Here is a 25,502-nt window from a genome sequence, read left to right as displayed (position 1 = left end):
GAAGAAAAGGTGTGGGGAGGTGCATGCGGGTCATGCTAGTGATCGGCCGCACTAGCGAATTTCGCTACAATGACAACCAATCGCTAAAACCGGTCAATGTGAGAATGGCTCGCATTTCGCTCCCCGGCTTTGACCTGGACCCGGACGAGACCGATCGCCCGGCGGTCGCCAGCCGCCTGCAGGTGGCCGAGCACGACGCGGAGATTCCCGTACATGAGCATCGCAAGGGCCAGCTCATTCTTGCGCTGCATGGGGCGGTGACCTGCGAAGTGGCCAATGCGTTGTGGATCGTGCCGCCCCAGTGCGGCGTCTGGATTCCGGGCGGCATGCCGCACAGCAACCGCGCCACCGCGAACGCCCGCCTGTGCTATCTGTTCGTCGAACCCGGCATCGTCGATCTGCCCATGCAGTGCGTGACGCTGGCGATATCCCCGATGCTGCGCGAGATGATCCTGCACCTGACCGACGCGCCGCTGGACTACCCGCATGGCAGCCACACCGACCGGCTGGCGCGGGTGTTGCTGGACGAGCTGGTACAGATGCCGGCCGAGCACCTGTCGTTGCCGGTCAGCCATCACCCGAAAGTGCGTGCGCTGGCGGCGGCGCTGTCGGCGGATCCGGCAGACCGCAGCACCATCAGCCAGTGGGCCGTGCGCCTGGCCCTGGGCGAGCGCACGCTGACCCGGCTCATCGAACGGGAAACGGGATTGTCCTTCGGGCGCTGGCGGCAGCAGCTGCACCTGCTCATCGCCATTCGGGAACTTGCCGCGGGTGCACCGGTACAACGCGTTTCCGAGACGCTGGGCTATGAGTCGGTGACGGCCTTCATCACGATGTTCAAGAAAGCGCTTGGCCTTTCCCCGGCGCGGTACCTCGCGGTGCGCCTGCGAGGGCAGTAGCGGGGAACAACGGGCGAAGCCGTTGCCCGGAACGGCTACTTCGCGGTGTCGGAGACCGATGGAATCGCGGCCACCACCGCAGCAGGGTCCTCGCGCTGGAGGGTGTGGCCGGTTGCCAGGTAGCGGTGCCAGCCGCGCGTGAATTCCGAGAAGATCAGGGCGTGTGCGGCAGATTGTGCCGGTAGTGTTGTGAGCTATGAACACGGACTCCCTGTAGAAGAAGTCATGGGAGCCCGGCGTAGGCCGCTGAATGGCCACGGATGCTTGAATCTGTGACCGGTTACGCGGCTCCACACTTGAATGTGCAAGCGTCCTCAACGATAAAGGCGGCATGTAGCAATTGCCGCATTCCGGACCAGGGACGATCCGAAGCATGACGCGTGGGCACAGCTCCGCGTTCTCGTTCCCGCCGGCGCTGTGTTCGTCCAGGAAGGAGAACAGGGATGTTGGAACGACTGAAGACCATTTCGTGTGCCGTGCTGGCGATTGTTGCCGCTGGCTGCATTGCGCCGGCTGTTGTACAGGCGCAGGAAAGCAAGATCACCTGGCGTATTTCGCAGCCCGGTGGCGATGCGACCCAGTACAAGACCCAGCAGGCGGCGGTGGCCGGCATCAAGAATCTGCCGGCGCCCAGCCCCTTCCCGCCGGAGTTCCAGTTCGGCTGGCAGTACGTCGACAAGATCAAGTCGAAAGTCGTGGACTTGAACGGAAATACGTCGATTACCTACTGGATGGGAAAGACGCAGCCCTCCGACCCTGACTGGACTTACTACGGCGCGGGTGATGGTGGCTTCTTGTCCGAAGAGGAAGTGCTGGAAGCGCTCATTGCAGACTTGCAGGACATCAATCCCCAGTGTCCTGGGGAAACTGCTGTGCCGGAAGGAGAATGGGGCCCAACTGCTCCAGGGATGGACGGAATTTCGGAGGTCAGGGAGTACCGGGTCACCGGCATGCTGGGCAGCAATTCGGCGGAGTCTCCGTGCGTGCCCTTCGACGCAGGAACGACAGGGCTTGCTCGCATGCGACGCTTGAACTGCCCGATCCCCTTCACGCAGTGGTCCAACACACACAACGCCTGCGTCAGCGAAGAATTCGTTGCAACCATTACCTCGAAGTCGCAGAAGTGCGACAAGGACGGCGGCAACGGTAGCTGCCCCATGTCCCGCAACGATGCAGCGGCGAACATGAGTCCGATTCCCGACAAGGACCCGGCCTCCAACGGCGGTACCTGCGACGGCAATGTCGGCAACCCATGTGATGTCAAAACGGGCGAGAAGTACGAGATCGCGCCGGACTTCGATCTGGGCTGGATCGCGCTGACGCGCTTCTATCACTCCGGCATCTCCACCTCATCCGGTGGCTTCGGTTATGGCTGGACCCATTCGCTGGGCGCCCACCTGGCACTGGATGGCGTTGACAGTGTGGGCATCATTGAAAGCACTGGTTTCCAGCGTGCATTCAAGAAGATCGGGCAAGCCTATGAGGCGGACGACGACAGTGGCGATCGTCTGGTCCAGAACGGCAACTGGACACTGTACACGGCCGATTCCATCTCTACCTTCGGCGCGGACGGGCGTCTTGCCGCCAAGCGCTTCGCGGATGGCACGTCGCTGACCTACATCTATGACGACAGCGACCGCCTTGCAGCCGTCACCCACAGCAGTGGCCGCACGCTCGAGTTCGTTTACCAGTCCAACGACTATGAGGCGCTGATCAGTTCGGTGCTGGTCGAAGGCATTCCGCTCGCCACTTATACCTACACGCCGCAGAACCAGGTCGCCACGGTGACCTATGCGGGTGGTGGTGTGCGGACGTATCACTACGAGAACCAGGACTTCCCCCAGCACCTGACCGGCATCACCGCCGAGGACGGTCGCCGCTACAGCACCTTCACCTACGATTCCATCGGTCGTGTGATCTCCAGTCAGCATGCCGGCGGTGCCGATGGCGTGACGCTGGCCTACAGCCCCAATGGCGGTGCGGTGGTGACCGACGCGCTGGGGCGGCAGACCGACTACACCCTGACACCCGGAGGCGATAGCGCTCCGTCGCGCAAGGTGACCGGCCTGACGGATTCGCAGGGAACCGTCAGCCGAACCTACTACGACCAGAGTGTCGACTTCCGCCGGCGTCTGAATACCTACACCGATCGCCGCGGCATCCAGACCAAGCACACCTATGCGCAGGGCACCGATCCGGTGAGCGGTCGTGCCGTCAGCATCCATACCGTGACCGAAGCGGTCGGCTTTCCCGAGCAGCGTGTGGTGACCACGGCGCGCGACGTCGAAACCAATGCGGTACTGACCACCCGGATCGGTAGCCGCGAAACCCGCACGGCCTTCAATTCCCGACGCCAGCCGACGGCCAACACCGTGACCGACACCGCTTCCGGTCAGACGCGCATCACCAACTACACGTACTGCGAAGCCGCTGATGTGGCAGCGGCAGGCAGCTGCCCGGTGGAGGGGCTGCTGAAGAGTGTGGATGGCCCGCGCACGGATGTGGCCGATGCCGTTACCTATGCCTATTACTCGGCGGATGATGCAGGGTGCGCGACGGGAGGTGCCTGCACCTATCGCAAGGGCGACCTGCGCAGCGTGACCAATGCGCTGGGCCAGACGGTCGAGACTCTGGCCTACGACGCTTTCGGACGGCCGTTGTCGGTCAAGGATGCCAACGGCGTGGTCACCGACTACACCTACCATGCTCGCGGCTGGCCAACCTCGGTCACCGTACGTGGCGCGACCACTGCCGAGAATCGGGTCACCCAGATCAGCTACTGGCCGACCGGCCAGGTGCAACAGATCACCGAGCCCGACGGCAGCAGCGTTTCCTATGTCTACGATGCGGCGCTGCGCTTGACCGATATCGAGGACAACGCGGGCAACACGATTCATTACACGCTGGACAATGCCGGCAATCGCCTCAAGGAAGACACGCTCGATGCAGGCGGTACCCTGCGCCGTACCCTCGCACGGACGTTCAACACACTCGGCCAGCTGACCGCACTGAAGGACGCAGGCAACCACGCTACCGGCTTTGCCTACGATGCTAACGGCAACCCGCAGACCGTGACCGACGCCCTGCAGCGCGTGACCAGCCAGCAGTACGACCCGCTGAACCGCCTGGCCCAGACCTTGCAGGACGTGGGTGGCGTGGCCGCCGAGATCCGCAGCCAGTACAACGCGCTGGACCAGGTCACCCAGGTCACTGACCCGAAGGGCCTGCATACCACCTACGCCTACAACGGATTCGGTGACCTGACCGGGCAGGTCAGCCCGGACAGTGGCGCCAGCAGCTTCACCGTGGACGCCGCCGGCAACCGCAAGACGGCCACCGATGCACGCGGCATCACTGCCACCTATCACTACGATGCACTCAACCGCCTGATCGGCATCGCCTACCCGGACCCCAATCTGGACGTGGGCTACAGCTATGACGTGGCGCCGGCCGCCTGTGCCGCCGACGAGCGCTTTGCCAAGGGCCGCCTGGGGCAGGTGCTGCACGCCAATGGCAGCACCCAGTACTGCCATGACCGCTTCGGCCAGGTCACCCGCAAGGTGCAGACCGTCAATGGTGTGGCCAGCACCCTGCGCTATGCCTACAGCAAGACGGGTCGCTTGACCGCGTTGACCTACCCCGACGGCAGCGTGGCCGACTACGTGCGCGATACCCAGGGCCGCATCAGCCAGATCGGCCTGACCCGCCCCGGCCAGGCGCGCCAGATCGTGGTGAACAACGTGACCTATGCGGCCTTCGGCCCGGCGACCGGCTGGACCTATGGCAATGGCCGCCAGCTGCAGCGTCCGCTGGACCTGGACTATCGCCCGCAAGCGGTGCATGACCCGGCTGCAGGCGGCCTGTCGCTGGGCTATGGCTATGATCCGGTCGGCTCGATCACTGAGCTGAAGAATGGCGCAGGCTCGACGGTGCTGGCCAAGTACGCCTACGACACGCTGGGCCGACTGACCCAGACCCAGGACGGCGCGACCGGCACGCCGATTGAAACCTATGCCTATGACGCCACCGGCAATCGCACTGCGCTGACCACCTCAGCAGGCACCGCCAGCTACACCTATCCCGCAACCAGCCACCGGCTGACCGCCGTGGATGGCGAGGCGCGCAACCATGACGCGGTGGGCAACACCACCAGCATCGGCGGCAAGACGTTCACCTACAACGATGCCAACCGCATGAACGCCGTGAAGCAGGGCGATGCCGTGCTGGAAAGTTATGCCTACAACCACCGCGGCGAGCGCGTGCTGCGCACCCCAGCCGGTGGTGCGGCTCAGATCACCCTGTACGACGAGGCCGGGCAGTGGCTCGGTAACTACTCGGCCACGGGCCAGGCGCAGCAGCAGGCCATCTGGCTGGACAACTATCCGGTGGCGCTGATCAACACGCCGGCTACCGGCGTGCCGGAGCTGGCCTACGTGCAGCCGGATCATCTGGGCACGCCGCGCGTGGTGATCGACCCGGTGCGGAATGTCTCGATATGGGAGTGGAGCAACAAGAGCGAGGTGTTCGGCAACCAGATTCCGAGTCTTGATCCGGATGGCGATGGTGTGGCGTTCGAGTTGGCGCTGCGCTTCGCCGGGCAGCAGGCGACGGATGCGAGTGGGCTGTTCTACAACTATCGGAGGGAATACGACCCGGCAGTGGGGCGGTATACCCAGAGCGATCCGATTGGGTTGATGGGTGGACTGAACTCGTTCGCGTATGGAAGCGGAGATCCCACTGGCCGTGTCGATTCGCTAGGCTTGGCCGATAAAAAATACATACCTCAGGCCGTACCTGTTTCACCGGAGTTGCAGGCGGTCGGAAATCGGCTCCAGAGGCTGGCAAACCAAGCAGCGTCCACCATTGACGCCACCTGTGGATGGCGTTGCTCACTGCCTTGGATACGCGGAACGCTCATCCATAGTGAGTTCAAGCGCCTGGTGGATACCACATGCCCGACGTCTCAGTATGCGACTGAGGTGAGCTACGCTGGCCGTAGGGTTGTTAGGTATGGGTACCCGGGGTCCTCACGGGCGGACGCTGTGTACGGCCCAGTTGATGCACCTCAAGCCATCTTCGATCTGAAGACTGGTTGGGCTTACATCTCCTGGGATCAGTACAATAAGTACGTCAAGAATCTCCCCGAGGGAACTCTCGTGGTGGAACTTAAGCCTGAAGGCCGTTGATAAGATGAACAAGCGATACATTTGCAGCCTTCTGCGGAAAAGGTCCGGCCTGATCGGCGGGTCAAGCGGATATTTTTTCCGAAGTGACTATGACTATGTGGCACAAGGAATTGTTCTGGAGTTCGTCCCAAGGGGGCTCTATGTATGGAATTTTGTATTTCCATTGTTTGACTCCTTTGGGCCGCATCTTTCCTACAGCAGCCGAATCGCGGATCGGCCGTTTATCGGAAGGGATCAAATGGCAGACGATGATGTGGTTGAGAGCATTCTTTCATCGATCGAGCTGCGAAACGTTATTGAAGCGAAGTCTTCAATGACCTTGATGGAATTTGCATCATTTCTTGAGACGCGGGGCTTGAGAGGTGCTCACGCTCATATCAATCATGCAACTGCATTGGCGCTATTGGGGAAGACGGATCTAGCGCTGAAGTTGCTGAAGGAACTAGTCCCGGCGTTGGATGATCATGATCTGAAACTTTGCGATTCTCTAATAGTGGCCCTGAATCTTGGAGTTGAGGCGGTCAAATCGATGCTGGACGTGGTGAAGGAGAAGAATGTTAAGAAGCTGGGCGGCGCCTGATCCAAAGGTTAATCGTCCAGTGTTTACCGGGTAGCCATCAGCCGCCAAGAGCCTGCTGCGTCTCGAACTTTATCGGGGCGGCTCGTCGCTGGAGCGGTGGCGCTGTCTTGGGTTCTAGAACATCTCGATGTGCAGGGCGACGTTTGCGCGTGTCTCGTCGTGATTGCTTTAGATCCTCTGCTTTGTATGTTCCCGCTACTGTCGCTGGAAGAAGTTCTCCATCGATGCGTTGTCATGGCTGTTTCCCATCCGGCTCATGCTGCACAGGATGTCTGCTCGCGCAGAACGCTCTGCCAGTTTTACTGGGTGAAGAGCGAATTGAGTTCGCCAGGGTTGACGATAACGAGCCGGGACTTGCTGATCTTCTTGATCGTTGGAAAGCGGTCGGCTATCCGCTGTCCGGCCTGAAGTGTTTCCGTATCGAGACCCGCTCGACCGGAAGCGTCATTCTCATCTACGCCAAGACATGGCGGATCGAGCATCTGCTGATGGCGGGCGCGGTGCTCTGAAGGACATCCCGTGCCCAGATTCCTCACCCCCGACGAGGTCTCCCTCATCCACAGGCTGCTGCCTGGGGCGACCGAGCTGTCCGAACGGTTGTTGAAGGATCTGGCGCTAGCCCAGGTGGAGGACGTGGAGGTCGTCGGATTTGGGGGTGTAGTGTTCCTGTCCAGCACGACCCAGCTCTTCGGCAGTGACATTGCTACGGCCATGCTTGCCGATGCCGACGGCGTGCCGGTGAGAGTCACCCTGTGCCTGGACAATCACGATCAGCTCTTCGAGCTGGAGCTGTGGAAGGCGGACTTCTCACCGATCATCGGCGTCGATCTGAGGGGCGCTTTCAGCGAGCATTGACGCCTGCTGAAAGCGTTCCTCGCTTAAGGGCGTTGCGCATCGCGCTCACCCTTCGGGCTGCAACCGCCCCACCGCCTGCGCGCACAACGACTGGCAGGCCTTGACCAATCCCTCCATCACCCGGTCGCCCACGTACTCTTCCGGTTCGCCGTTCTGCCGGGTGCGTTCCGCCGCCAGCAGCATTTCCAGCACCACCCGCAACCCGCTCAACGCGCAATCGGCATCGGCCAGGGCCAGGCAGCGCCCGGGCAGCTGATGCCGCTCCGGCCAGGGCTGTTCGTCGGCCGCCGCACCGCAGCCAATGCGGTTGAGGTTGGCAATATCGGAACGGGCAGGGAGGGCCTATTGCGACAGGTGGTGCCAATTCAGGTTTGGCACTTCCCGGGTTGACGCTTTCACCGCCCCAGCGCACTCTGCGCTCTGGGGTCGACAACCCGTTCAGGGGGAAGGCTGCAGGGTGGTACCAGGAGGTGGAACAGCCATGAGCCAACTCACCGACAGCTTCGGACGCAGCTTTCCGTACCTGCGCTTGTCGCTTACCGAAGCCTGCAACTTCCGGTGCAGCTACTGCCTGCCCGACGGGTACCAGGCCGACGGCCACCCGCGTTTCCTGCAGGTGGATGAGATCGGCCGCCTGGTGCGTGCGTTCGCCGCGCTGGGCATGAGCAAGATCCGCCTGACCGGCGGCGAGCCCAGCCTGCGCAAGGATCTGGACGAGATCATAGCCACCGTGGCGGCGGTGCCGGGCATCCGCAAGGTGGCCATCACTACCAATGGCACGCTGCTGCCGCGGCGCCTGCCGGGCTGGCACCGGGCGGGCCTGACTGCGCTGAACGTGAGCATGGACAGCCTGCAGCGCGAGCGTTTCCACACCATCACCGGGCACGACCGCCTGCCGGAGATCCAGCAGGGCCTGGCCCTGGCGCAGGCGTTGGGCCTGCCGGCGATCAAGCTCAACGCGGTGCTGCTGCGCGGCCTGAACGACGACGAGCTGCCGCAGTGGATGGAGTACCTGCGTGACCGGCCCTTCAGCGTGCGCTTCATTGAACTGATGCGCACCGGCGACAACGAAACCTACTTCCAGCGCCATCACCTGCGCGCCGATCGGGTGATCGAGCAGTTGCTGGCCGCTGGCTGGCACGAGCGGCCGCGCGCCGCCGATGCCGGCCCGGCGCGCGAGTTCGGTCACCCCGACCATCGCGGCAGCATCGGCATCATCGCCCCGTATTCGCGTGACTTCTGCAAGGGCTGCAACCGCCTGCGGGTGACCGCCAAGGGCGACCTGCGGCTGTGCCTGTTCGGCGAGTTCGGCGTGCCGCTGCGCCCGCTGCTGCAGCGCGACGAGGACCATGACGCGCTGCTGGCGCGCATCACCACCCAGCTTGGCCTGAAAGCGGCCGGGCATGGACTGCACCAGGGCCAGACCGGGCTGACCCCGCACCTGGCCTCCATCGGAGGATGAGCAACACGATGAGTGGGGAATTGAATGCGGCCTTCCACATGGCCGATGTCCGTAACAAGCGCATCAGCCGCCGCCGTGCGGTGGCGGTGGGCGAGCTGCATGCCGGTCCGGTGGCCTATCCGCTGATCGTCGAGCGCCGCCTGCCCAAGGGCGATGCGCTGGTGATGGCCGAGATTGCCGGCCTGCAGGGCGCCAAGATGGCCTCGATGCTGATGCCGCTGTGCCACCCGCTGCCGCTGGAACTGGTGCAGGTGTTCTGCGCGCCGGTGCCGGAACGGCAGGCGATCCGCGTGTGGTGCGAGTGCGCCAGCGAGGCGCGCACCGGTGTGGAGATGGAGGCCCTGGCCGGCGTCAACGCCGCGCTGCTGACGTTGTATGACCTGAGCAAGCCGGTGGAGCCGGCGTTGCGCATCGAAGGCATCCGCCTGCTGTTCAAGGAAGGCGGCAAGCGCGGTGTGTGGCTGCACCCCGACGGCATGGACGATGCGGAGCGCGCGCGTTTCAAGCCGCGTGCGCCGAAGGGCCTGGAGGGCGCGGCCTGCGCGGTGATCACGCTGAGCGACCGCGCCAGCGACGGCACTTATGAAGATCTCTCTGGCCGGGCCCTGGTGACCGGGTTGAACACACTGGGCGGAGAGGTGGCAGCCGCCGAGGTACTGCCCGATGGCATCGAGCCGTTGGCCGGCCGCCTACGGGCCCTGGCGGCCGACGGCGTGCGCCTGTGTCTGTGCACCGGCGGCACCGGGCTGGGCCCACGTGACCTGACCCCGGAGGCGCTGCGTTCCTTGAACGCGCGGCCGGTGCATGGCCTGGCGCAGATGGTGCGGGCACTGAGCGCGCAGCACACGCCGATGGCCTGGCTGAGCCGCGCCGAGGTGGTGCAGCTGGGCAACATGCTGGTGTTCGCGCTGCCGGGCAGCCCGAAGGCGGCGGCGCAGTGCCTGGACATCCTGGCGCCGGTACTGGGCCACGCCCTGGCGATGGTCGATGGCGGTGGCCACTGATGATTGCCTACAGCGAGGCCTTGCAGCACCTGCTGGACGCGGCCACGCCGCTGCCGGCCGAGCATCTGCCGCTGCATGAGGCCAGCGGCCGTACCCTGGCCAGTGACATCCACAGCGGGCAGTCGTTGCCGCCGTTCGACAATTCGGCAATGGACGGCTTCGCGCTGCGCGCCAACGGCGCGGCGTTCGAGGCCGGTACCGAATTCGCGGTGCAGGGCTGGCAGGCAGCCGGCGATGCCGGTGCCGAAGGTGGCGAGGGTGCCTGGGAAATCATGACCGGTGCGCGCATGCCCGCCGGGCTGGATACGGTGGTACCGGTCGAGAACGTGGAGATCCTCGCCAGCGAGGAGGGACGCCCGACCCGCATTGCCCTGAAAGCATTGGTGAAGCCGGGCCAGAACGTGCGCCTGCGCGGCGAGGATGTAAGCGACGGCGAGCGCGTGCTGCAGGCCGGGCAGGTGCTGGACATCAACGCGCGCACCCTGCTGCATGCCATCGGCGTGGGCGAGGTGGCGGTGGTGGCGCGGCCAAAGGCGGCGGTGATTGCTACCGGCAAGGAGCTGGTGACCGAGGCGGCGCAGACGCTGGCATCCGGGCAGATTCGTGACAGCAACCGCCCGTATCTGGTCGGCCGCCTGCAGGCCGCCGGTGCCGAGGTGGTCTGGCAGGGCACGGTGGGCGACGACGTGGCGCCGTTCAACGCGGTGCTGGATGAAGCGCTGGACGCGGGTGCGCAGCTGTTGATCAGCACAGGCGCGGTGTCGGCCGGCCGCTACGATTTCATTCCCGACGCGCTTCGCGGCCGGGGTGCGCGCATCGTGTTCCACAAGGTGGCAATCCGCCCGGGCAAGCCGTTGCTGTTTGCGGCGCTGCCCAATGGCGCACTGTACTTCGGCCTGCCGGGCAACCCGGTGTCGGCTGCGGTGGGCCAGCGCTTCTTCGTCGAGCCGGTACTGCGCCGCCTGCTGGGGCTGGCACCGGAGCCGGTGTTGACATTGCCTCTGCAGGCCGACGTGCGCACGCCGCCCGGCCTGCGCTTCCACGCGCGGGCGCGGGTGGAGGTGGACGCACAGGGGCGGCTGAGTGCGCGCGTGCTGGCCGGGCAGGAGTCGTTCCGTTTGATGTCCATGCTGCAGGCCAACGCCTGGGTGGTGCTGGAAGGCGAGGGCGGTCTGGCCCCTGCCGGCACGCCGGTGCGTGTGCAGGGCTGGGGTCATCAGGACCCGGTGCAGCTGGCGAGCCAGGAGCCGTGATGAGACAGGTAAATCTGCAGTTGTTCGGCGCGTTCTCCGATCTGGATGCCAGCCGCGAGATTGCCGTGGAGGTGGCCGGCGGCACCGTGGCCGATCTGCGCCAGGCGCTGCGCGAGCTGCTGCCGCTGCGTTGGCCGGGGTTCCGTGCCGGCCTGCTGGATTACTCGGCGTTCGCCGACCAGCAACGCGTGCTGCGCGACCACGAGGCGTTGCCCGACGATGGCCGGGTGGCGATCCTGCCGCCGGTGAGCGGGGGCTGAGCGATGAGCGAGAAGATCATCACGAAGGTGGTGGACCGCGCGCAGGCGGCGATCGATCCGGCCGAAGGCATCGCGGCGGTCTCCGATCCCGGCTTCGGCGGCATCGATGTGTTCATCGGCAAGGTGCGCGACGTCAATGTGGGCCGGCGGGTGACCGGGATCACCTACGACCTGTTCGAACCGCTGGTGTTGAACGAGTTCAAGCGGTTGGCGGCCGAGGTCGAAGCCACGTTCGGTCCGAAGCTGAAGCTATATGTGGCGCATGCCAAGGGCCGGCTTGGCATCGGCGATGTGGCGGTGGTGGTGGCCGCCGGCAGCCCGCACCGTGACGAGGCGTTCCGGGCCTGCCGGCAGTTGATCGAAGTGGTGAAGCACCAGTGCCCGATCTGGAAGCAGGAGCATTACGAGGACGGCGACAGCCAGTGGAGCGAGGGTTGCAGCCTGTGCCATGCCGACGGCGAAGCCTTGCACCCCCATGGCCACGGGCATTGACCACGCCCTTCAGGGCGCGGGATTCAGTAGATCCACGCCATGCGTGGATGAGGCCTTTCCCGCGCATCCGGCCGGCGCAGCCACGCATGGCGTGGCTCTACTGCGATGAGCATCAACGGCATCGTGCTGGCCGGGGGCCTGTCCACTCGGATGGGCCGCGACAAGGCGCTGCTGCCCTGGCAGGGACGCACGCTGCTGGAACACATGCGGGGCCTGTTGAAGCAGGCGGGCGCGCGCGAGGTCTGGGTCAGCGGCAACTATCCGGCGTTTGGCGGGATCCCGGATCGGGTTGCGCGCTGCGGACCACTGGGTGGACTCTACAGCGTGGCGATGCAGATGACTGATGGCCCCGCCTGGGTGGTGCCGGTCGATACGCCGCAGGTGACACCCATGCTGTTGCAACGGCTGCAGGCCGATCAAGCGCGTGCCTGCACGGTATTCGACGATGAACCGTTGCCGATGCGGTTGCAGATCGATGATCATTGCCGCCGCGTGCTGCAGGCCTTCATCAATGACCCCATGGCGCGCCGTTCACTGCGCGTCCTGCAGGAGCGCCTGGGCGTGACGCGGTTGCCACTGGCGCGGGAGGATCAGGCGTTGCTGCTCAACTGCAATACCCCGTCGGAATGGGAGTCCATCACAGCATGAAGGTCCAGCTGCAACAGCAATCGATGCGCCTGCGCGTGGATGAAGAGGAACTGGCACGACTGCTTGGGGGGGAGTCGGTGGAGAGCCTGACCCGCTTCGGTGGGAGTGGCGGCTGGGGCGCAGCGGTCTCGTTGCATGCAGGCGATCAGGCCGTGCTGCTTGATGGCGGCACGTTCTGCCGGTTGGTGTTGCCACGCGAAGCTGTTGAAGGGCTGGCGGGGCGGCTGCCCTGCCGCGATGGCCTGGGCTTCGGTATCGCGTTGGACGACGACAGCATGCTGCAGCTGCAGTTCGACGTGGACGTGCGCGACAGCATGCGCCAGCGTGGCCCGCAGCGACGTTCTGAACCTGCGCCAGAGTAGGCGCATGGTGCGCAGGGAAGGGCGCCCCGCTGTCGTATGATGACGGCCTTCGTTCCTGCGTTGCTGCAATGCCCCTGAACCCCTCCGCTCCCTCTGCGTCCCGACCGGCCACGCCCAATCCTGCGGCGGCCGATGACGGTGATGCGCTGCATTTCTGCAGCACCTGCGCGTTCTCCGATGCCTGCATGTCGCAGGGCTATGACAAGACCGCGCTGGGCGAGCTGCATGTGCTGGTTGACCACGTGGGGCCGTTCCAGGCCGGTGACTACCTGTTCCGTGCCGGCGATCCGTTCGATTCGATCGCCGCCGTGCGTGCCGGCATGGTCAAGACCTTTGTCGATGACAGCCAGGGCAACGAGCAGGTGCTGGGCTTCAGCCTGCCCGGTGAAGTGATCGGGCTCAATGCCATCCACGGTGCACGCTTTCCCTGCAATGCCGTGGCGCTGGACACGGTCTATCTGTGCCGCATCTCCTTCCCGCGATTGAGCCTGCTGGCCACCCGCATGCCGGGGTTGCAGGCACGGCTGTTCAGCCTGCTCAGTGCCGAGATCGGCAAGGTCGCTACGTTGGCCGCCAACCATCGCACCGAGGAGCGCATGGCGGCGTTCCTGCTGGATCTTTCCGAGCGCTATGCCCGGCGCGGATTCTCGGCCACCCGGTTCAACCTGAGCATGGCCCGTACCGAGATCGCCAACTACCTGCGGATGGCGCCGGAGACGGTGAGCCGGGTGCTGCGCCGGTTGAGCGACGAGGGTGTGATTGCGGTGAACCAACGTGAGATGCTGTTGCTGCAACCCGAGCGGCTGGCGGAACTGGCCGTGACCCGGGAATCCGGACTGGACTGATCAGACAACCAAGGGGCCGACCATGAAGCGAGCGGGGCTGTTGTTGCTGGGAATGCTGGCTGCAGTTCCGGCCTGGGCGGCCGACCTGACGGTGTCGGCGGCGTCGAGCCTGACCGAGAGCTTCCGTGAACTGGGCGCGGCCTACGAGAAGGCGCACCCGGGCACCAAGGTCGACTTCAACTTTGCCGCGTCTGGCGTACTGCTGCAGCAGATCAGCCGCGGTGCACCGGTGGATGTATTCGCCTCGGCCGACGAAACCACGATGGACCAGGCGCAGCAGCAGGATCTGCTGGCCGCCGGTACCCGCGAGGTGTTCGCGGTGAATGCGCTGTGGGTGGTGGTACCGCCGCAGGCCAAGGCGGCGCCGCGTACCTTGAAGGACCTGGCCGGTGCTGGTGTACAGCGCATCGCACTGGGCAACCCGGACAGCGTGCCGGTGGGCCGCTATGCCAAGGGTGCACTGGAAGCGGCGGGCCTGTGGCCGTCGGTGCAGGGCAAGGCCATCACCACGCAGAACGTGCGCCAGTCGTTGGACTACGTGGCACGCGGTGAAGTGGATGCCGGCTTCGTCTATGCCACCGATGCGCAGGCGATGCCCGACCGGGTGCGCCGCGCCTTTGCGGTGCCGGTGGCCGGTCGCATCGCGTATCCGCTGGCCGTGATCAAGGCCAGTGCACAGCCGGCGGAGGCCAGGCGCTTCACCGCCTTCGTGCGCTCGGCACAGGGCCACGCGATCTTGGCCAAACACGGGTTCGGCAAGCCCTGAGGCATGGATCTGGACTGGAGCGCGCTGGGGTTGTCGCTGAAGGTGGCCGGTTGGGCCACCGCGATCAACCTGGTGCTGGGCGTAGCACTGGGCGCGCTGCTGGCGCGCCGGCGCTTTCCCGGCCGCGAGCTGCTGGATTCGCTGCTGACCCTGCCGATGGTGCTGCCACCGACGGTGCTGGGGTACTACCTGTTGGTACTGATCGGTCGCAACGGCCCTATCGGGGCGTGGCTGCAATCGTGGTTCGGCATCAATCTGGTGTTCACCTGGCAGGCGGCGGTGATCGCTGCGGCGGTGGCCTCGCTGCCGTTGGTGTTCAAGCCGGCGCGCGCGGCGTTCGAGGAAGTGGACGGGCAGCTGGAGCAGGCCGCACGCACGCTCGGAGTGTCCGAAGCGGCGGTGTTCTTCCGCATCACGTTGCCGCTGGCCTGGCGCGGCATTCTTGCCGGGCTGCTGCTGGCGTTTGCACGCGCGATGGGCGAGTTCGGCGCGACGCTGATGGTGGCTGGCAGCATTCCAGGTCGCACGCAGACGCTGTCGATCGCCATCTACGAGGCGGTGCAGGCCGGACAGGATGGCAAGGCCAATGCGCTGGTCATCCTGACCTCGGTGGTCTGCATCGTGATCCTGTTGCTGGCCGCGCGGCTGGTGGGCGGGCGTCGCCGGGAGCTGCGCGATGTGGCTTGATCTGCAGGTGCAGCGCCGCCTGCAGGCGGCCGGCCAGGATTTCGTGTTGGACGTATCGCTGCAGTGCACGCAGCGCCAGGTGGTGCTGTTCGGGCCTTCGGGCGCGGGCAAGAGCCTGACGCTGAAGGCGGTGGCCGGGCTGCTGCGGCCGGGTCGGGGCCATGTGCGCGTGCAGGGGCAGACTCTGTTCGATGCGGCCACCGGCGTGGATCTGCCGCCGCAGCGCCGCCGGTTGGGATATGTGTTCCAGGATTACGCGTTGTTCCCGCACCTGAGCGTGCGCCAGAACGTGGCGTTCGGTCTGCAGAAGGGGTGGTTGAATCCGCGCGTGGGCCAGCGCTTCGATTCGGTGGAGCAGTGGTTGCACGCATTCCGCATCGACACGGTGGGCGAACTGCTGCCCGCGCAGGTCTCCGGTGGCCAGCGCCAGCGCACTGCACTGGCGCGCGCGCTGGTGACACAACCGCAGGCGTTGCTGCTGGATGAGCCATTCTCCGCGCTGGACCATGACCTGCGCCAGCACCTGCGGCAGGAGCTGGAGGCCGTGCTGGACAAGACCGGCATCCCGTTGTTGTTGATCAGCCACGACCCGCAGGACGTGGCCATGTTCGGCCAGCAGGTGGCGCGCGTGATGGACGGCCGCATCGTCGGCGATTGACCTGCACCTGTAGAGCCGAGCCCATGCTCGGCTGCTCTGCGCGACACCGCCAACAGCAGCCGAGCATGGGCTCGGCTATACAGGATCAAAGGATCAATACAATTCGCAGTGCGTGCGGCCTTCGCCCCGCAGTGTGTCCCAGTGTCCTTCACCACCGATGGCATCGATGGCCTCGCGCACCGCGCCCTCCAGATGGTTCTTGTTGCCGCACAGGTACAGATGCCCGCCGCGGGCCAGCACATCACGCACCTCGCTGGCGCGCTGCTGCAGCACATGCTGCACATAGACCTTTTCGACGCCATCGCGCGAGAACGCGGTATGCAGGCCGGCCAGCACGCCACGCGTGTGCCAGTCCTGCAGCTGGTCGCGATACAGGTAGTCGTGCTGGCTGTGCTTCTCGCCAAACACCAGGTGCACTTCGCGTTCGCAGGCACCGGCCTGCAGTTCCTGCATCAGGCCCATCAAGGGTGCGATGCCGGTGCCGGTGCCGACCAGCAGCAGCGGTGCCTCGCCCGTATCGGGCAGGTGGAAGCCGGGGTTGGAGCGGCAGTACACACGGGCATGGTTGCCGCCATGCAGCAGGCTGCCGGTGGCAGTGCCGAAGCGTTCGCGGCCGCGCAGGGTGTAGCGCACTTCGCGCACGCACAGGCTCAGCTGGTCGTCGCACGGGTGCGAGGCGATGGAATAGGCGCGCGGCAGTCGCGGTGACAGCAGTTCACGCAGTCGGGCCAGCGGCACGCTGCCCGGACTGGCGTGGTCCTGCAGCACGTCCAGCAGGTCCAGGCCGTGCAGGTAGGCGTCCAGCTCGCGCTTCTGGCTGACCTTCAACAGGCCCTTCAGCAGCTCGCTGCCACCGAGCTTGGCCAGTTCGCGCAGCACGCCCTTGCTCAGCAGGCGCAGCTCGCGGTCATGCAGGGCGGCCACGGCGGCGGTGTCGCCAAACCAGGCGGCCAATGCCTGCAGCAGGGCAGGGTCGTTCTCGGGCATCACGTGCAGGGTGTCGCCCGCGCGGTAGGCCATGCCACTGCCGGCAATGTCCAACTGCAGGTGCCAGGCGGCCGGGTCGCTGCTGTTCAAGCGGCGGCGTTCGAGAATGGGGGCGGCAAAGGCATTGTCTTCGCCATAGGCGGTGACCTGCAGGTGCAGGTCCTGGCCAGCGTTGAGGTCGCCAGCCAGCACCTGGCCCAGCACCGGCTGCCATTGCTGGAAGAACTGCTCGTAGCCCAGGTCGGCGTCCACGCGGTGCAGCAGCGGCTGCGCCTGTCGCTCGCACAGCGCAGCATCCAGCGCCTTGGTGAAGCCGCAGAAGCTGGGGTAGCCGGTGTCACCAAGGCCGAACACCGCATAGCGCAGGCCGCTCAGCGTCGGGGTCTGGCGCAGTGTTTCGAAGAACTGCTCGCCGTTGGCCGGCGGTTCGCCATCGCCGAACGAGCTGGAAATCGCCAGCAGCACATCGCCTTGGCCGAGACTGGCCACGTCGATGTCGTTGAACGGGAGCACCTGCGGCGCGTGCGGCTGCAGGTCCGCGCCCAGGCGCTGGGCCAGGGCGCGGGCATTGCCCGACTCGGATGCGAAACCCACCAGCAAGCGGCTGAAGGGCGTACTGGTCGGGAGGGCGTTCACGCGGCCTCGTAGAAGTCGTCGAACTTTTCCTTGCTGAACTCGACCAGGTCGTAGTTCTGCATCAGGTCGTTCACCACGCGGCGGATGCTGATGTAGGAGGTGATGTTGCCGTCGGCGTCGAACAGCGGCTGCACGGTGGTATCGACCACATAGAGCACACCGCCCTTGCCGAGGTTGGGCACGATGCCGGTCCAGGTCTTGCCGGCCTTGATGGTGTCCCACATGTCCTTGTAGACAGCCTTGGGCACATCCGGATGGCGCACGATGCTGTGCGGCTGGCCGATCAGTTCCTCGCGGGCGAAGCCGGTGAGCGTGCAGAACAGGTCGTTGGCATAGGTGATGTTGCCCTGCAGGTCGGTGGTGGAGATCACCATGACGTTCTGCATGGCGTTCAGCAGCTGGGTGTTGTCGGGGGTGTAGCTCATCGCAGGGTCCTTGTGGATGCCGGTAGCGCCGGCGTGTTCGGGTCCTGCATAGAGATACGCCCGCACGGCAGCGGGCGGTTTGACATTGGTCAAGTGCGTGGCGCGAAGGCCTGCGACCGGGTGTCGCAGTGGGCGTTCACTGCTGCAGGGGAAAACCGATCGTCTCGTGGCAATGCTGCACCAGGTGGCGGCCTCCCTCATTGATGCGCAAGGTTTCCGCGTCACCGAAGAACCGCAGCAGCGCTGTCCCGGTCGTACTGCCCGCGTGCGCGGAGCGCCTGGCTGCGGATGGCAGGAACGGATCAGCTCGCGGATCGTGTCCGCTTGGCAGATCCGTACGTGCAACTGCACCTTCGATCACCAGCTGGGCACATGCGCCTGCCAGATAGGCGTCTGGTTCCCGCTGCCCGCCGCGCCGCGGCTGCCCAGACAATGCGGTGGCGATATGCTGGAACTCATGCGCGGTGGTGGCGATCACGCGCTTGCGCAGCGAATCGGTGTCGGGGCCGGAGGGAAACCAGAAGCTGACCACCTGGCCCGGCGGCTCTGGTCCTGGCAGTTGTCGCCAGATGCCGCCTCCGTCACTTACGATCGTGAGCTGGTAACGCACAGGCATCCATTCCAGCCCATTTGCCTGGAGCGGCAGTCCAGCGGATCGTGCGGCGGCCTTGCAAAGCTGTGATGCTTGCATGGCCGAAAGCGCTCCATCTGCCCAGAGAAGCAGAGTTGCGACGGATGACCACCCGCACTCGATGGATCGGTTGGCATACTCCGAGCTTTCCGGGCCGGGTAGCACTGACACTGTGCTGATCTTCAGATGCGAGGAAGGGCCTCGCAACAGGGTGGCATACCCTCCATCGGGACTGACCAGGTTCCGGGGAGGCAGCTGGAGGGATTGGCACGCACTTGTGGCCAGAAGGATTGCCGCCAGCCCAGCATAGTGCCCGAGGGCGGAGCCTGGTTGGGTACGCCTGGACTGGCGGCGCTGCATCAGGGGGTCAGCCCGCATTGATACGGCGATGGATACTTCGTACAGACTTGAAATTCCGAGACTGAAGCCGCTTTGGTGGCTCCGCCATATCGAGAGGCCGCCGCGATGGTGTTTGGTCCAGGGGCTGCACCTACATCGAATGTTGCAAGGTCATACCTCAACTCGGTCGCTGGACCGGACGCAGATGCGGCCCAGGCGTTCGCGCCATCCGGATCGACAAGCCGGAGGACGGTTCCTGTTCGATGCCATTGGAACTGCTTGGCGGCGATGGTGGCTCCTTGCCTGGCGTCAAACAGCAGCAGGGTTACAGATCCATTGGCTGGGAAGGCTATGGATGAACCCGAGACGTCGATTTCGAATTGCGCGGCATCTGGGACTTCCGATGTCGACGCCAGCAGAATTCGCTCGAACCAAAATATGCCATCGCGTTCGCCTCCGCCGATCTTGCCTCCAATCCTGCCTTCTATCCGGCACTTCTTGGTTTCTTCGCACGATGCGCTCAACTGCCACTCCATTGGCCCGCAGCCAGCAGAGATGAGGGTGATACCGATTGCCGCCACGATCGCTCGTAGATTGCTCATTGGTACTCTCCACGTTTGACGTCGATTGACCGATCAGCTCAACCCGCTGGCTCGGTAGTCAATGCGTATCGACTGTGGCTCGATCAGGCAATCGGAATTGTTTCAAACACCTCCAGTAGGTGGCTCCGGGCCACATTTGACGCGGCAGGCAAATGTCCAGGTCGTGCTAATGGCGACACTTGTGCCTCCAGTCGCACCACGTTGTGAAGTCGCGCGTGTGTCAGCCCATCAGATAACGCAACACTCCGGCCGAGGCCACGCCGATCAGCACCGTCGGCAGCATCGACAGCCGCGTGGCGGCCAGCAGGGTGATCGCCAGTGCGGCCAGGTCGGCGGGCTTGTCGGCGACGAAGTCCGGGGCGATCACCGAGATCAGCACGCAGCCCGGTGCGGCTTCCATCACCGTTACCGCGCGCTTGCTCAGCGTGCGGTTGCGCAGCGCGAGGAAGCCGACGATGCGGGTCAGGTAGGTGGCGGCGGCCATCAGCACGATGGTCAGCACCGAGGTCCAGTGGATCAGTCCGTTGAAGATCATGCTGCGTCCTCCGCCAGCAGCCAGGCGGCGGCCAGGCCGGCCAGGGCGCCGCTGGCCACGTACCACGCTCCCGGGATCAGCAGGTAGGTTGCAGCGGCCACCACCAGGCTCACCAGCCACGGCCGCGCCGCTTTCATGCCCTGCCACATGCCGCGCAGCAGCACCAGGAACACGGCGGGGAAGGCCATGTCGAAGCCGTAGGCGTGGATGTCGCCCAGCATCGGCCCGACGATTGCGCCCAGCGCGGTGCAGGCCACCCAGACCGTGTACAGGCCTGCCGATACGCCCAGGTAGTAGGCCAGGCTGAAGCCGAGCGCACGGCGGCGCGCATCGGCCACGCCCATCGCCCAGCTTTCGTCGCACATGAAGAACAGGGCCGGCAGCACGCGGCGGCGCGGCAGGTGCTGCAGCAGCGGGGCCAGGCTGGCGCCCATCAACAGGTGGCGGCTGTTGACCAGCGCGGTGATGGCCACGATCAGCGCGATGTGTGGCGGCGACGTCCACAGTTCGACGGCGGCGAACTCCGACCCGCCGGCAAAGTTGAGGCCGGTCATCAGCGGCACTTCCAGTGCGCTCAGGCCCTTCTGGGCCGCCTGCGCGCCGAGTACCAGGGCGAAGGGAATGAAGCCGATCATCACCGGTACCGCGGCGCGCAGGCCGCGCAGGAATTCGGCACGCGGCGCGGTATCGCAGATGTCTGGCAGGGGGAGGGTGGTACGGGCGTCCATGGAACGGCACAACGAGGTGGGGGTGGCCCATGCTAGCGGTCCGATCACGAAATCGGGTTGCGTTGATGCCACTTGATTCTGGATGATTGATATTTCATGCGGCCAGAAGTCACACGGGTGAAATCCCATGCAGTACCAGCTCGACAACCTCGATCGGCGCATTCTCGACGCCCTGCAGCGCGACGGCCGCCTGCAGAACCTGGAGCTGGCTCGCCTGGTCGGGCTGTCGCCGTCGGCCTGCCTGCGCCGGGTGCGGTTGCTGGAGGAGGGCGGCTACATCGATCGCTATGTGGCCTTGTTGAACGAGGCCAAGGTGGGCCGCGGCTTCACGGTGTTCGTGCGGGTGTGGCTGCGCGGGCAGGACGAGGACACCACCAACCACTTCATCAACAGCATCAAGTCATTCCCGGAAGTGCTTGAATGCCATCTGATGGCGGGCGACTGCGATTTCCTGCTGCGGGTGGCGGTGGCCGACCTTGATGCCTACCGGCAGTTCCAGATGCAGCACCTGAACCGGATCGCCGGGGTGCAGAACACGAAGACCGAAATTCCGATGCAGCGGATCAAGCAGACGACCCAGTTGCCGCTTTGAGGATGGTGGGTTCCGGCCGGGTTGCACCCGGCACCCGCGGTAGTGCCGGCCGCTGGCCGGCAACCTCAGGAGCAACAGCACAGCAACAGAGATTCTCCGTGGGGCGGCGGGGCGGTATGGCCAGGCAGGACACGCCGTAAACCCTTCCTTGGGGGCTCGATGGCGCCATCCATGGCGCCAACGGTCCTGCCTGGCCATACCGCCCCGCCGCCTGACAGCTTCCGCGATCTGTCGGGGTCGGATCCCGTGCGCAGATGAACCTGTCTGCTCGATTCATTGATTCCTGATGCGTGACTGGCTTTACGGAGCCTGCCTCGGCGTCAGCCGTGGCGGCGGTCATCGCAATGACATCTGGCACCGGTACGGTTTGAGCCCGCTTGCGGGTCGCGCGCGGGCCGGGGTTCCGGTCGTGGTGCGCGTCCACTGCAGCTGCTGTCGCTGCCGAGGGTCATGTGTTCTACGTCAGGGGGCTGAATGGACACCATGCGGTCAGAACTTGGAAGGTGGCCATCGCCGCATGGCTGCTGCTGTCCTTTGCCGCTGCCGCACAGGACGCTGTTCATGCCTACGACATCCCTGCGCAGCCGCTGGAACAGGCGGTCGAGCGCTTCAGCGTCATCAGCGGGTGGTCGGTGATGTACCCGGGCGATCTTGCTGCGGGCCGCAGCAGCCATGCGCTGCGCGCCAGCCTGGCGCCGCTGCCTGCGCTGAAGGTGCTGTTGCAGGACTCCGGTATCGAGGCCGAGGTGATCGGCGAGCAGCGTGTGGTGCTGCGCCGGGGCACGTCCTCCGTCGCCGAACCCGGTGTTGGCGTCGATCTTCCCGATGCCGAGCGCCGGCGTCGCTACGGCGGGCTGCAGCAGCGCCTGCGCGCAGTGTTCTGTGACGACCCGGAGATCGCGCCCGGCCGCTATGCCGCGACGCTGCGTTTCCATGTCGACAGCGAAGGCCAGGTGCATGCGCCCGAGCTGCTGTCAGGCAGTGGCAGCGCCCGTCGCGATGCACGCCTGCTGCAGGCGATGCAGGGCCTGGTGCTGGCGGCCGAGGCTGGCGCGCTGGCGCAGCCGGTAACGCTGCAGATCCGACCTTCCGGCACCGACCACGACTGTGGCCGGCGCGCGCCCCTTCCATGACTTCAAGGATTCGAACATGAGCAACGGTACGGCTGGGGCAGTTGACCTGATGGACCACCTTCTGGGTGCCTACGATGAGCTGAAGCGCCGGCTGGTGCGCAAGCTGGGCTCGGAAGAGCTGGCCGGCGACGCGCTGCAGGACACCTGGATGCGCCTGAGCGCGCGGCGTGATCGCCTGGACGCCGTACAGAACCCCGCGGCCTACCTGCTGCGCATGGCGATGAATACCGTGATCGACCGCCAACGTGCAGACCACCGCCTGCTGAGCCTGGAGGAGGTGGATACGCTGATGGACATGGCCGACCCGGCACCCGGCCCGGCGCAGGCGGCCGAACTGGACTTCGCGCTGGAAGACATGGTCGGCCTGCTGCAGCGCATGCCCGAGCGCCGTCGCCGCATCCTGCTGGCAATCCGCGTCGATGGCCTGCAGCAGCGCGACGTGGCCGACCACCTCGGCGTGTCGCTGCGGCTGGTGCAGCGTGAGCTGAAGGCGGCCCAGGATTACCTGGCCGAGCGCAGCGGGCAGGGGCGCCAGGTGCGGTTCTGAGCGACGGCATCCGTCTACACTTTGACGCCGAGCAGAACCCCGCAGCGTGCGGGTCCGGCATGAGCCCTCATGGATCCTGACGATCGCCCGCAACGCCCGCTGGATGCCGTCGAGCGTCAGGCCCACGCGTGGGTGGTGCGGCTGACCTCGGGCGAGGCGACCGCCGCCGACGGGCGCAGGTTCCGTACCTGGTGTGAGGCTGACCCGCGTCATCGCGAAGCGTTTGGCCGAGCGCGCCGGCAATGGGAGCAGGTACGCCTGGCAGGCGAGCAGCTGCCCGCCACCGCGCGTCAACCGGTCGTGCCGACGCCGGCCCAGCGCTGGAGCCGACGCGCCTTCCTGGGCGCCGCGATTGCCGCCCCGGCCAGCCTGGTAGTGGTGGCGGCCATCCGCCCGCCGCTGGGGCTGTGGCCCTCGGTGACGGCCATGGCAGCCGATTTCCATACTGGCACCGGTGAGCGACTGCAGATCGCGCCCTCGCCGCAGCTGAAGATCGAACTGGATACGCAGAGCAGCCTGCGCCGCCGCGCGGACACGCAGGGCGAAGGCTTCGAGCTGGTGCAGGGCCAGGCCGCGATCGAGACCCAGGCCGGCCTGCGCCTGGCGTTGTTCGCGGGCCCGGGCTGCGTGATTGCCGATGAGGGAGCGGTGCGCCTGGACGTCCGCAACACCCATGGCCAGGTGCGGGTGACCTGCCTGCAGGGCAGTGCCCGCATCGAGCATCCGCAGGGCCGGCTGCAGCTGCAGGCGGGCCAGCAGACCCAGTACGACGAGCGCCTCAGTGGTGTGGTGGCCGAGGCCGTGGCGTCGGAAGTGAGTGCCTGGACCGAGGGCATGCTGGTGTTCCGCCGCGCACCGCTGCGTGAGGTGGTGGAGGAGATCAACCGTTACCGCCGCGGCAAGGTACTGCTGGGCGAATCGGCGTTGGCGCGCGCACCGGTCAGTGGTCGTTTCCGCATCGATGATCCGGACGCGGCACTTGAGCAGCTGCGACTGACGATGTCGCTGGATCTGCGTCGCTTTCCGGGTGGCATTGCCGTCCTTGGATAGATGAAGACGCTGGCCGTGCGCACCGCGCAGGGCTGTTGCAAGCAAGGAGAAGCCAAGGATGCGCAACGAGACCATCGGTGTGCTGGATCTGCGTCGCAATCTGTCGGCGTTGCTGGAAACCACGCAGCGACGGCCGTTGATGGTGCATCGATATGGCTCGCCCTGGGTGTGCGTGGTGTCCGATGCGCAGTGGCAGCAACAGGCGGTGCTGCTGGATTTCGATCCGCAGTCGCACCCGCTGGCGATGCTGCTGCGCCTGCAGCAGCAGGCGCTTCCCCTGTCTGAAGCCGGTGCGTTGTCACCTGCGGTCCTCGCGCGCGCCCTGCTGTTGACGGGGGTTCATGGCATTGACGATCTGGCGCAGCTGCACGAGCAGGTGCTGCACCATCGGCTGTGGCACTGGTTCGTGGCGGGCACCCACGGTGTGATGGACAGCTGGCAATTGCCGGCGCTGCGCGTTGCGATGGGGGCATGGTGCGATGACGCGGAGATGACCGATGCGCTGGCCGCGTTCGCCGCGCGCAGCGACGTGGCGATACTGGCGCGCCGTTGCGGAGGCGACGCACCGCGACTGGAGCGCGAAGCCTGCAGGCAGATGACGCTGCGATGACGTTGGCGATGAAGCGCCACGCAGCGCACAGAGCTGCGTGTGCGCTGTCGCTTCACCTGCCTTGCTGACGTCTTCTCCAGAGTACGGCGCACCACGCGTCGCGGAGCACGGGCGGCGCCGATGGCAGACAGTCGCAGGATCAGCATGCTGGAGCTGGATCGTCACCTGAGCCAGTCACTGGAGCAGGCACGGCATACGCCATTGAACGTGCAGCGCTATGGGCACTCCTGGGTCTGGGTGTTGTCCAGTGACGCCTGGGCAGATGCGGGGCGTTGGGCGGCACTGGATGGTAGTGCGCACCCACTGGTGGCGCTGCGAGAAGCGCTCGACCTGCAGCTGCGGCCCTGGCCCGAAGCAGCCATGAGCCCGCTCCCGCTTGATGCAGGTGATGCGCGGCTGCTGCAACGCGCGGCCCTGCTGGTGGTCATGCGCGATCTGAATAGTGCCCAGCGCGTGTACGACGACCTGCGCTATCACCAGGCCTATCGGATGTTCATCGGCCTCGATCATGGAACAGCGTGGTCGCCGATGCAGTGCGTGCGGCTGCTGCAGGCCTGCGCGCACCCATTGCTGCGCGGCTGCATCGACGATGCGCTGGCCAGCGTGCCGCGGCACCTGCTCGAGTCTGCATGTGCGCCGGCTGCGCGTGTTGCGCCTGCACAGGCACACGCGCAGCGAATTGCCGGCGGATGTTTATCGTACTGACACATGCACCGCTGACCATGGCGCA

27 protein-coding genes and 3 pseudogenes are annotated in these 25,502 nt (G+C 65.6%); 21 read left to right on the top strand and 9 right to left on the bottom strand.

Features of this window, described 5'->3' with window-relative positions; translation table 11 throughout:
• The first annotated feature begins 104 nt into the window (after window positions 1–104).
• Window positions 105–899, top strand: coding sequence for an AraC family transcriptional regulator (locus tag AC13FN_RS09880; protein WP_482984704.1), 795 nt, complete (start codon window positions 105–107; stop codon window positions 897–899).
• A 35-nt stretch (window positions 900–934) separates the two neighbouring features.
• On the opposite strand, the pseudogene AC13FN_RS09875 reads toward AC13FN_RS09880, so the two are convergent.
• Window positions 935–1,069 (bottom strand): annotated as a pseudogene (locus AC13FN_RS09875) (alpha/beta fold hydrolase); the annotation flags it as partial.
• A gap of 273 nt (window positions 1,070–1,342) precedes the next feature.
• Between AC13FN_RS09875 and AC13FN_RS09870 the strand changes: the two are divergent.
• The gene (locus AC13FN_RS09870; protein ID WP_482984678.1) at window positions 1,343–6,085 is read left to right on the top strand and encodes an RHS repeat-associated core domain-containing protein; all 4,743 of its coding nucleotides are present in this window, start codon (window positions 1,343–1,345) and stop codon (window positions 6,083–6,085) included.
• Between the two features lie 4 nt (window positions 6,086–6,089).
• Window positions 6,090–6,665, top strand: coding sequence for a hypothetical protein (locus AC13FN_RS09865; RefSeq protein ID WP_224328223.1), 576 nt, complete (start codon window positions 6,090–6,092; stop codon window positions 6,663–6,665).
• 37 nt (window positions 6,666–6,702) lie between these two features.
• Here the strand turns inward: AC13FN_RS09865 and AC13FN_RS09860 are convergent.
• A pseudogene (locus AC13FN_RS09860) lies at window positions 6,703–6,964 on the bottom strand (IS3 family transposase); the annotation flags it as partial.
• A 220-nt stretch (window positions 6,965–7,184) separates the two neighbouring features.
• Between AC13FN_RS09860 and AC13FN_RS09855 the strand changes: the two are divergent.
• Window positions 7,185–7,520, top strand: a complete 336-nt coding sequence (locus tag AC13FN_RS09855) for a DUF6984 family protein (protein WP_482984679.1) — start codon at window positions 7,185–7,187, stop codon at window positions 7,518–7,520.
• Window positions 7,521–7,565: 45 nt separating this feature from the next.
• Here AC13FN_RS09855 and AC13FN_RS09850 read toward each other — a convergent pair.
• Window positions 7,566–7,841, bottom strand: a pseudogene (locus AC13FN_RS09850) (hypothetical protein); the annotation flags it as partial.
• A 160-nt stretch (window positions 7,842–8,001) separates the two neighbouring features.
• Here AC13FN_RS09850 and moaA point away from each other — a divergent pair.
• From moaA to AC13FN_RS09795, 11 genes are all read left to right on the top strand, one after another.
• Entirely contained in the window at window positions 8,002–8,982 is a 981-nt protein-coding gene (gene moaA / locus AC13FN_RS09845; protein WP_482984680.1) for a GTP 3',8-cyclase MoaA, read from the top strand.
• 8 nt (window positions 8,983–8,990) lie between these two features.
• Window positions 8,991–9,986 (top strand): bifunctional molybdenum cofactor biosynthesis protein MoaC/MoaB, encoded by a 996-nt coding sequence (gene moaCB / locus AC13FN_RS09840; RefSeq protein ID WP_482984681.1) that lies wholly within the window; start codon window positions 8,991–8,993, stop codon window positions 9,984–9,986.
• On the top strand, window positions 9,986–11,239 hold the full coding sequence (locus tag AC13FN_RS09835) for a molybdopterin molybdotransferase MoeA (protein WP_482984682.1): 1,254 nt from the start codon (window positions 9,986–9,988) through the stop codon (window positions 11,237–11,239). The genes moaCB and AC13FN_RS09835 overlap by 1 nt, the downstream gene beginning before the upstream one ends.
• Window positions 11,239–11,499: a MoaD/ThiS family protein gene (locus AC13FN_RS09830; protein ID WP_005413671.1), complete on the top strand. Its 261-nt coding sequence runs from the start codon at window positions 11,239–11,241 to the stop codon at window positions 11,497–11,499. Before AC13FN_RS09835 ends, AC13FN_RS09830 begins: the two co-directional genes overlap by 1 nt.
• A gap of 3 nt (window positions 11,500–11,502) precedes the next feature.
• Window positions 11,503–11,991, top strand: a complete 489-nt coding sequence (locus AC13FN_RS09825) for a molybdenum cofactor biosynthesis protein MoaE (RefSeq protein WP_482984683.1) — start codon at window positions 11,503–11,505, stop codon at window positions 11,989–11,991.
• 105 nt (window positions 11,992–12,096) lie between these two features.
• Complete coding sequence (mobA, locus tag AC13FN_RS09820; RefSeq protein WP_478412618.1) at window positions 12,097–12,639, top strand: molybdenum cofactor guanylyltransferase; 543 nt, start codon at window positions 12,097–12,099, stop codon at window positions 12,637–12,639.
• Entirely contained in the window at window positions 12,636–13,001 is a 366-nt protein-coding gene (locus AC13FN_RS09815) for a hypothetical protein (protein WP_329921496.1), read from the top strand. Before mobA ends, AC13FN_RS09815 begins: the two co-directional genes overlap by 4 nt.
• A gap of 68 nt (window positions 13,002–13,069) precedes the next feature.
• The gene (locus AC13FN_RS09810; protein ID WP_227853078.1) at window positions 13,070–13,846 is read left to right on the top strand and encodes a helix-turn-helix domain-containing protein; all 777 of its coding nucleotides are present in this window, start codon (window positions 13,070–13,072) and stop codon (window positions 13,844–13,846) included.
• 22 nt (window positions 13,847–13,868) lie between these two features.
• Window positions 13,869–14,612: a molybdate ABC transporter substrate-binding protein gene (modA, locus tag AC13FN_RS09805; RefSeq protein ID WP_482984684.1), complete on the top strand. Its 744-nt coding sequence runs from the start codon at window positions 13,869–13,871 to the stop codon at window positions 14,610–14,612.
• Window positions 14,613–14,615: 3 nt separating this feature from the next.
• Window positions 14,616–15,299, top strand: a complete 684-nt coding sequence (gene modB, locus AC13FN_RS09800) for a molybdate ABC transporter permease subunit (RefSeq protein ID WP_006371078.1) — start codon at window positions 14,616–14,618, stop codon at window positions 15,297–15,299.
• On the top strand, window positions 15,289–15,957 hold the full coding sequence (locus AC13FN_RS09795) for an ATP-binding cassette domain-containing protein (RefSeq protein ID WP_197645379.1): 669 nt from the start codon (window positions 15,289–15,291) through the stop codon (window positions 15,955–15,957). Before modB ends, AC13FN_RS09795 begins: the two co-directional genes overlap by 11 nt.
• A gap of 93 nt (window positions 15,958–16,050) precedes the next feature.
• Here AC13FN_RS09795 and AC13FN_RS09790 read toward each other — a convergent pair whose 3' ends face one another.
• From AC13FN_RS09790 to AC13FN_RS09765, 6 genes are all read right to left on the bottom strand, one after another.
• Window positions 16,051–17,580 (bottom strand): diflavin oxidoreductase, encoded by a 1,530-nt coding sequence (locus AC13FN_RS09790; protein WP_482984685.1) that lies wholly within the window; start codon window positions 17,578–17,580, stop codon window positions 16,051–16,053.
• Window positions 17,577–18,005, bottom strand: coding sequence for a PAS domain-containing protein (locus tag AC13FN_RS09785; protein WP_049403401.1), 429 nt, complete (start codon window positions 18,003–18,005; stop codon window positions 17,577–17,579). The genes AC13FN_RS09790 and AC13FN_RS09785 overlap by 4 nt, the downstream gene beginning before the upstream one ends.
• Window positions 18,006–18,141: 136 nt before the next feature.
• Window positions 18,142–18,621, bottom strand: a complete 480-nt coding sequence (locus AC13FN_RS09780; RefSeq protein WP_049589804.1) for a hypothetical protein — start codon at window positions 18,619–18,621, stop codon at window positions 18,142–18,144.
• A 374-nt stretch (window positions 18,622–18,995) separates the two neighbouring features.
• Complete coding sequence (locus AC13FN_RS09775) at window positions 18,996–19,577, bottom strand: hypothetical protein (RefSeq protein WP_152906228.1); 582 nt, start codon at window positions 19,575–19,577, stop codon at window positions 18,996–18,998.
• 220 nt (window positions 19,578–19,797) lie between these two features.
• Window positions 19,798–20,112, bottom strand: a complete 315-nt coding sequence (locus tag AC13FN_RS09770) for an AzlD family protein (RefSeq protein ID WP_049437576.1) — start codon at window positions 20,110–20,112, stop codon at window positions 19,798–19,800.
• Window positions 20,109–20,840: an AzlC family ABC transporter permease gene (locus AC13FN_RS09765; protein WP_049437574.1), complete on the bottom strand. Its 732-nt coding sequence runs from the start codon at window positions 20,838–20,840 to the stop codon at window positions 20,109–20,111. Before AC13FN_RS09765 ends, AC13FN_RS09770 begins: the two co-directional genes overlap by 4 nt.
• 127 nt (window positions 20,841–20,967) lie before the next feature.
• On the opposite strand from AC13FN_RS09765, the gene AC13FN_RS09760 reads away from it, so the two are divergent.
• From AC13FN_RS09760 to AC13FN_RS09735, 6 genes are all read left to right on the top strand, one after another.
• Window positions 20,968–21,432: an Lrp/AsnC family transcriptional regulator gene (locus AC13FN_RS09760; protein WP_005413654.1), complete on the top strand. Its 465-nt coding sequence runs from the start codon at window positions 20,968–20,970 to the stop codon at window positions 21,430–21,432.
• A 452-nt stretch (window positions 21,433–21,884) separates the two neighbouring features.
• Window positions 21,885–22,565, top strand: coding sequence for an STN domain-containing protein (locus AC13FN_RS09755; RefSeq protein ID WP_049437573.1), 681 nt, complete (start codon window positions 21,885–21,887; stop codon window positions 22,563–22,565).
• Window positions 22,566–22,581: 16 nt separating this feature from the next.
• Window positions 22,582–23,112 (top strand): RNA polymerase sigma factor, encoded by a 531-nt coding sequence (locus AC13FN_RS09750; protein ID WP_019337777.1) that lies wholly within the window; start codon window positions 22,582–22,584, stop codon window positions 23,110–23,112.
• Between the two features lie 69 nt (window positions 23,113–23,181).
• Window positions 23,182–24,162 (top strand): FecR family protein, encoded by a 981-nt coding sequence (locus AC13FN_RS09745; RefSeq protein ID WP_049437571.1) that lies wholly within the window; start codon window positions 23,182–23,184, stop codon window positions 24,160–24,162.
• Window positions 24,163–24,220: 58 nt separating this feature from the next.
• A complete protein-coding gene (locus tag AC13FN_RS09740) occupies window positions 24,221–24,772 on the top strand; it encodes a hypothetical protein (RefSeq protein WP_049437569.1) in 552 nt (183 codons plus the stop codon).
• 120 nt (window positions 24,773–24,892) lie between these two features.
• Window positions 24,893–25,477, top strand: a complete 585-nt coding sequence (locus tag AC13FN_RS09735; protein ID WP_049437568.1) for a hypothetical protein — start codon at window positions 24,893–24,895, stop codon at window positions 25,475–25,477.
• Window positions 25,478–25,502 lie beyond the last annotated feature (25 nt).

The sequence above is a fragment of the Stenotrophomonas sp. 115C5 genome, from assembly GCF_056861055.1.
This window is presented reverse-complemented; position numbering and strand designations above follow the sequence as displayed.

Bases quoted from the DNA above. Each gene is read 5' to 3' on its own strand.
- AC13FN_RS09880 (WP_482984704.1), top strand. From the start codon at position 105: ATGGCTCGCATTTCGCTCCCCGGCTTTGACCTGGACCCGGACGAGACC.
- AC13FN_RS09870 (WP_482984678.1), top strand. From the start codon at position 1,343: ATGTTGGAACGACTGAAGACCATTTCGTGTGCCGTGCTGGCGATTGTT.
- AC13FN_RS09865 (WP_224328223.1), top strand. From the start codon at position 6,090: ATGAACAAGCGATACATTTGCAGCCTTCTGCGGAAAAGGTCCGGCCTG.
- moaA (WP_482984680.1), top strand. From the start codon at position 8,002: ATGAGCCAACTCACCGACAGCTTCGGACGCAGCTTTCCGTACCTGCGC.
- moaCB (WP_482984681.1), top strand. From the start codon at position 8,991: ATGAGTGGGGAATTGAATGCGGCCTTCCACATGGCCGATGTCCGTAAC.
- AC13FN_RS09835 (WP_482984682.1), top strand. From the start codon at position 9,986: ATGATTGCCTACAGCGAGGCCTTGCAGCACCTGCTGGACGCGGCCACG.
- AC13FN_RS09830 (WP_005413671.1), top strand. From the start codon at position 11,239: ATGAGACAGGTAAATCTGCAGTTGTTCGGCGCGTTCTCCGATCTGGAT.
- AC13FN_RS09825 (WP_482984683.1), top strand. From the start codon at position 11,503: ATGAGCGAGAAGATCATCACGAAGGTGGTGGACCGCGCGCAGGCGGCG.
- mobA (WP_478412618.1), top strand. From the start codon at position 12,097: ATGAGCATCAACGGCATCGTGCTGGCCGGGGGCCTGTCCACTCGGATG.
- AC13FN_RS09815 (WP_329921496.1), top strand. From the start codon at position 12,636: ATGAAGGTCCAGCTGCAACAGCAATCGATGCGCCTGCGCGTGGATGAA.
- AC13FN_RS09810 (WP_227853078.1), top strand. From the start codon at position 13,070: ATGCCCCTGAACCCCTCCGCTCCCTCTGCGTCCCGACCGGCCACGCCC.
- modA (WP_482984684.1), top strand. From the start codon at position 13,869: ATGAAGCGAGCGGGGCTGTTGTTGCTGGGAATGCTGGCTGCAGTTCCG.
- modB (WP_006371078.1), top strand. From the start codon at position 14,616: ATGGATCTGGACTGGAGCGCGCTGGGGTTGTCGCTGAAGGTGGCCGGT.
- AC13FN_RS09795 (WP_197645379.1), top strand. From the start codon at position 15,289: ATGTGGCTTGATCTGCAGGTGCAGCGCCGCCTGCAGGCGGCCGGCCAG.
- AC13FN_RS09785 (WP_049403401.1), bottom strand. From the start codon at position 18,005: ATGAGCTACACCCCCGACAACACCCAGCTGCTGAACGCCATGCAGAAC.
- AC13FN_RS09780 (WP_049589804.1), bottom strand. From the start codon at position 18,621: ATGCCTGTGCGTTACCAGCTCACGATCGTAAGTGACGGAGGCGGCATC.
- AC13FN_RS09775 (WP_152906228.1), bottom strand. From the start codon at position 19,577: ATGAGCAATCTACGAGCGATCGTGGCGGCAATCGGTATCACCCTCATC.
- AC13FN_RS09770 (WP_049437576.1), bottom strand. From the start codon at position 20,112: ATGATCTTCAACGGACTGATCCACTGGACCTCGGTGCTGACCATCGTG.
- AC13FN_RS09765 (WP_049437574.1), bottom strand. From the start codon at position 20,840: ATGGACGCCCGTACCACCCTCCCCCTGCCAGACATCTGCGATACCGCG.
- AC13FN_RS09760 (WP_005413654.1), top strand. From the start codon at position 20,968: ATGCAGTACCAGCTCGACAACCTCGATCGGCGCATTCTCGACGCCCTG.
- AC13FN_RS09750 (WP_019337777.1), top strand. From the start codon at position 22,582: ATGAGCAACGGTACGGCTGGGGCAGTTGACCTGATGGACCACCTTCTG.
- AC13FN_RS09745 (WP_049437571.1), top strand. From the start codon at position 23,182: ATGGATCCTGACGATCGCCCGCAACGCCCGCTGGATGCCGTCGAGCGT.
- AC13FN_RS09740 (WP_049437569.1), top strand. From the start codon at position 24,221: ATGCGCAACGAGACCATCGGTGTGCTGGATCTGCGTCGCAATCTGTCG.
- AC13FN_RS09735 (WP_049437568.1), top strand. From the start codon at position 24,893: ATGGCAGACAGTCGCAGGATCAGCATGCTGGAGCTGGATCGTCACCTG.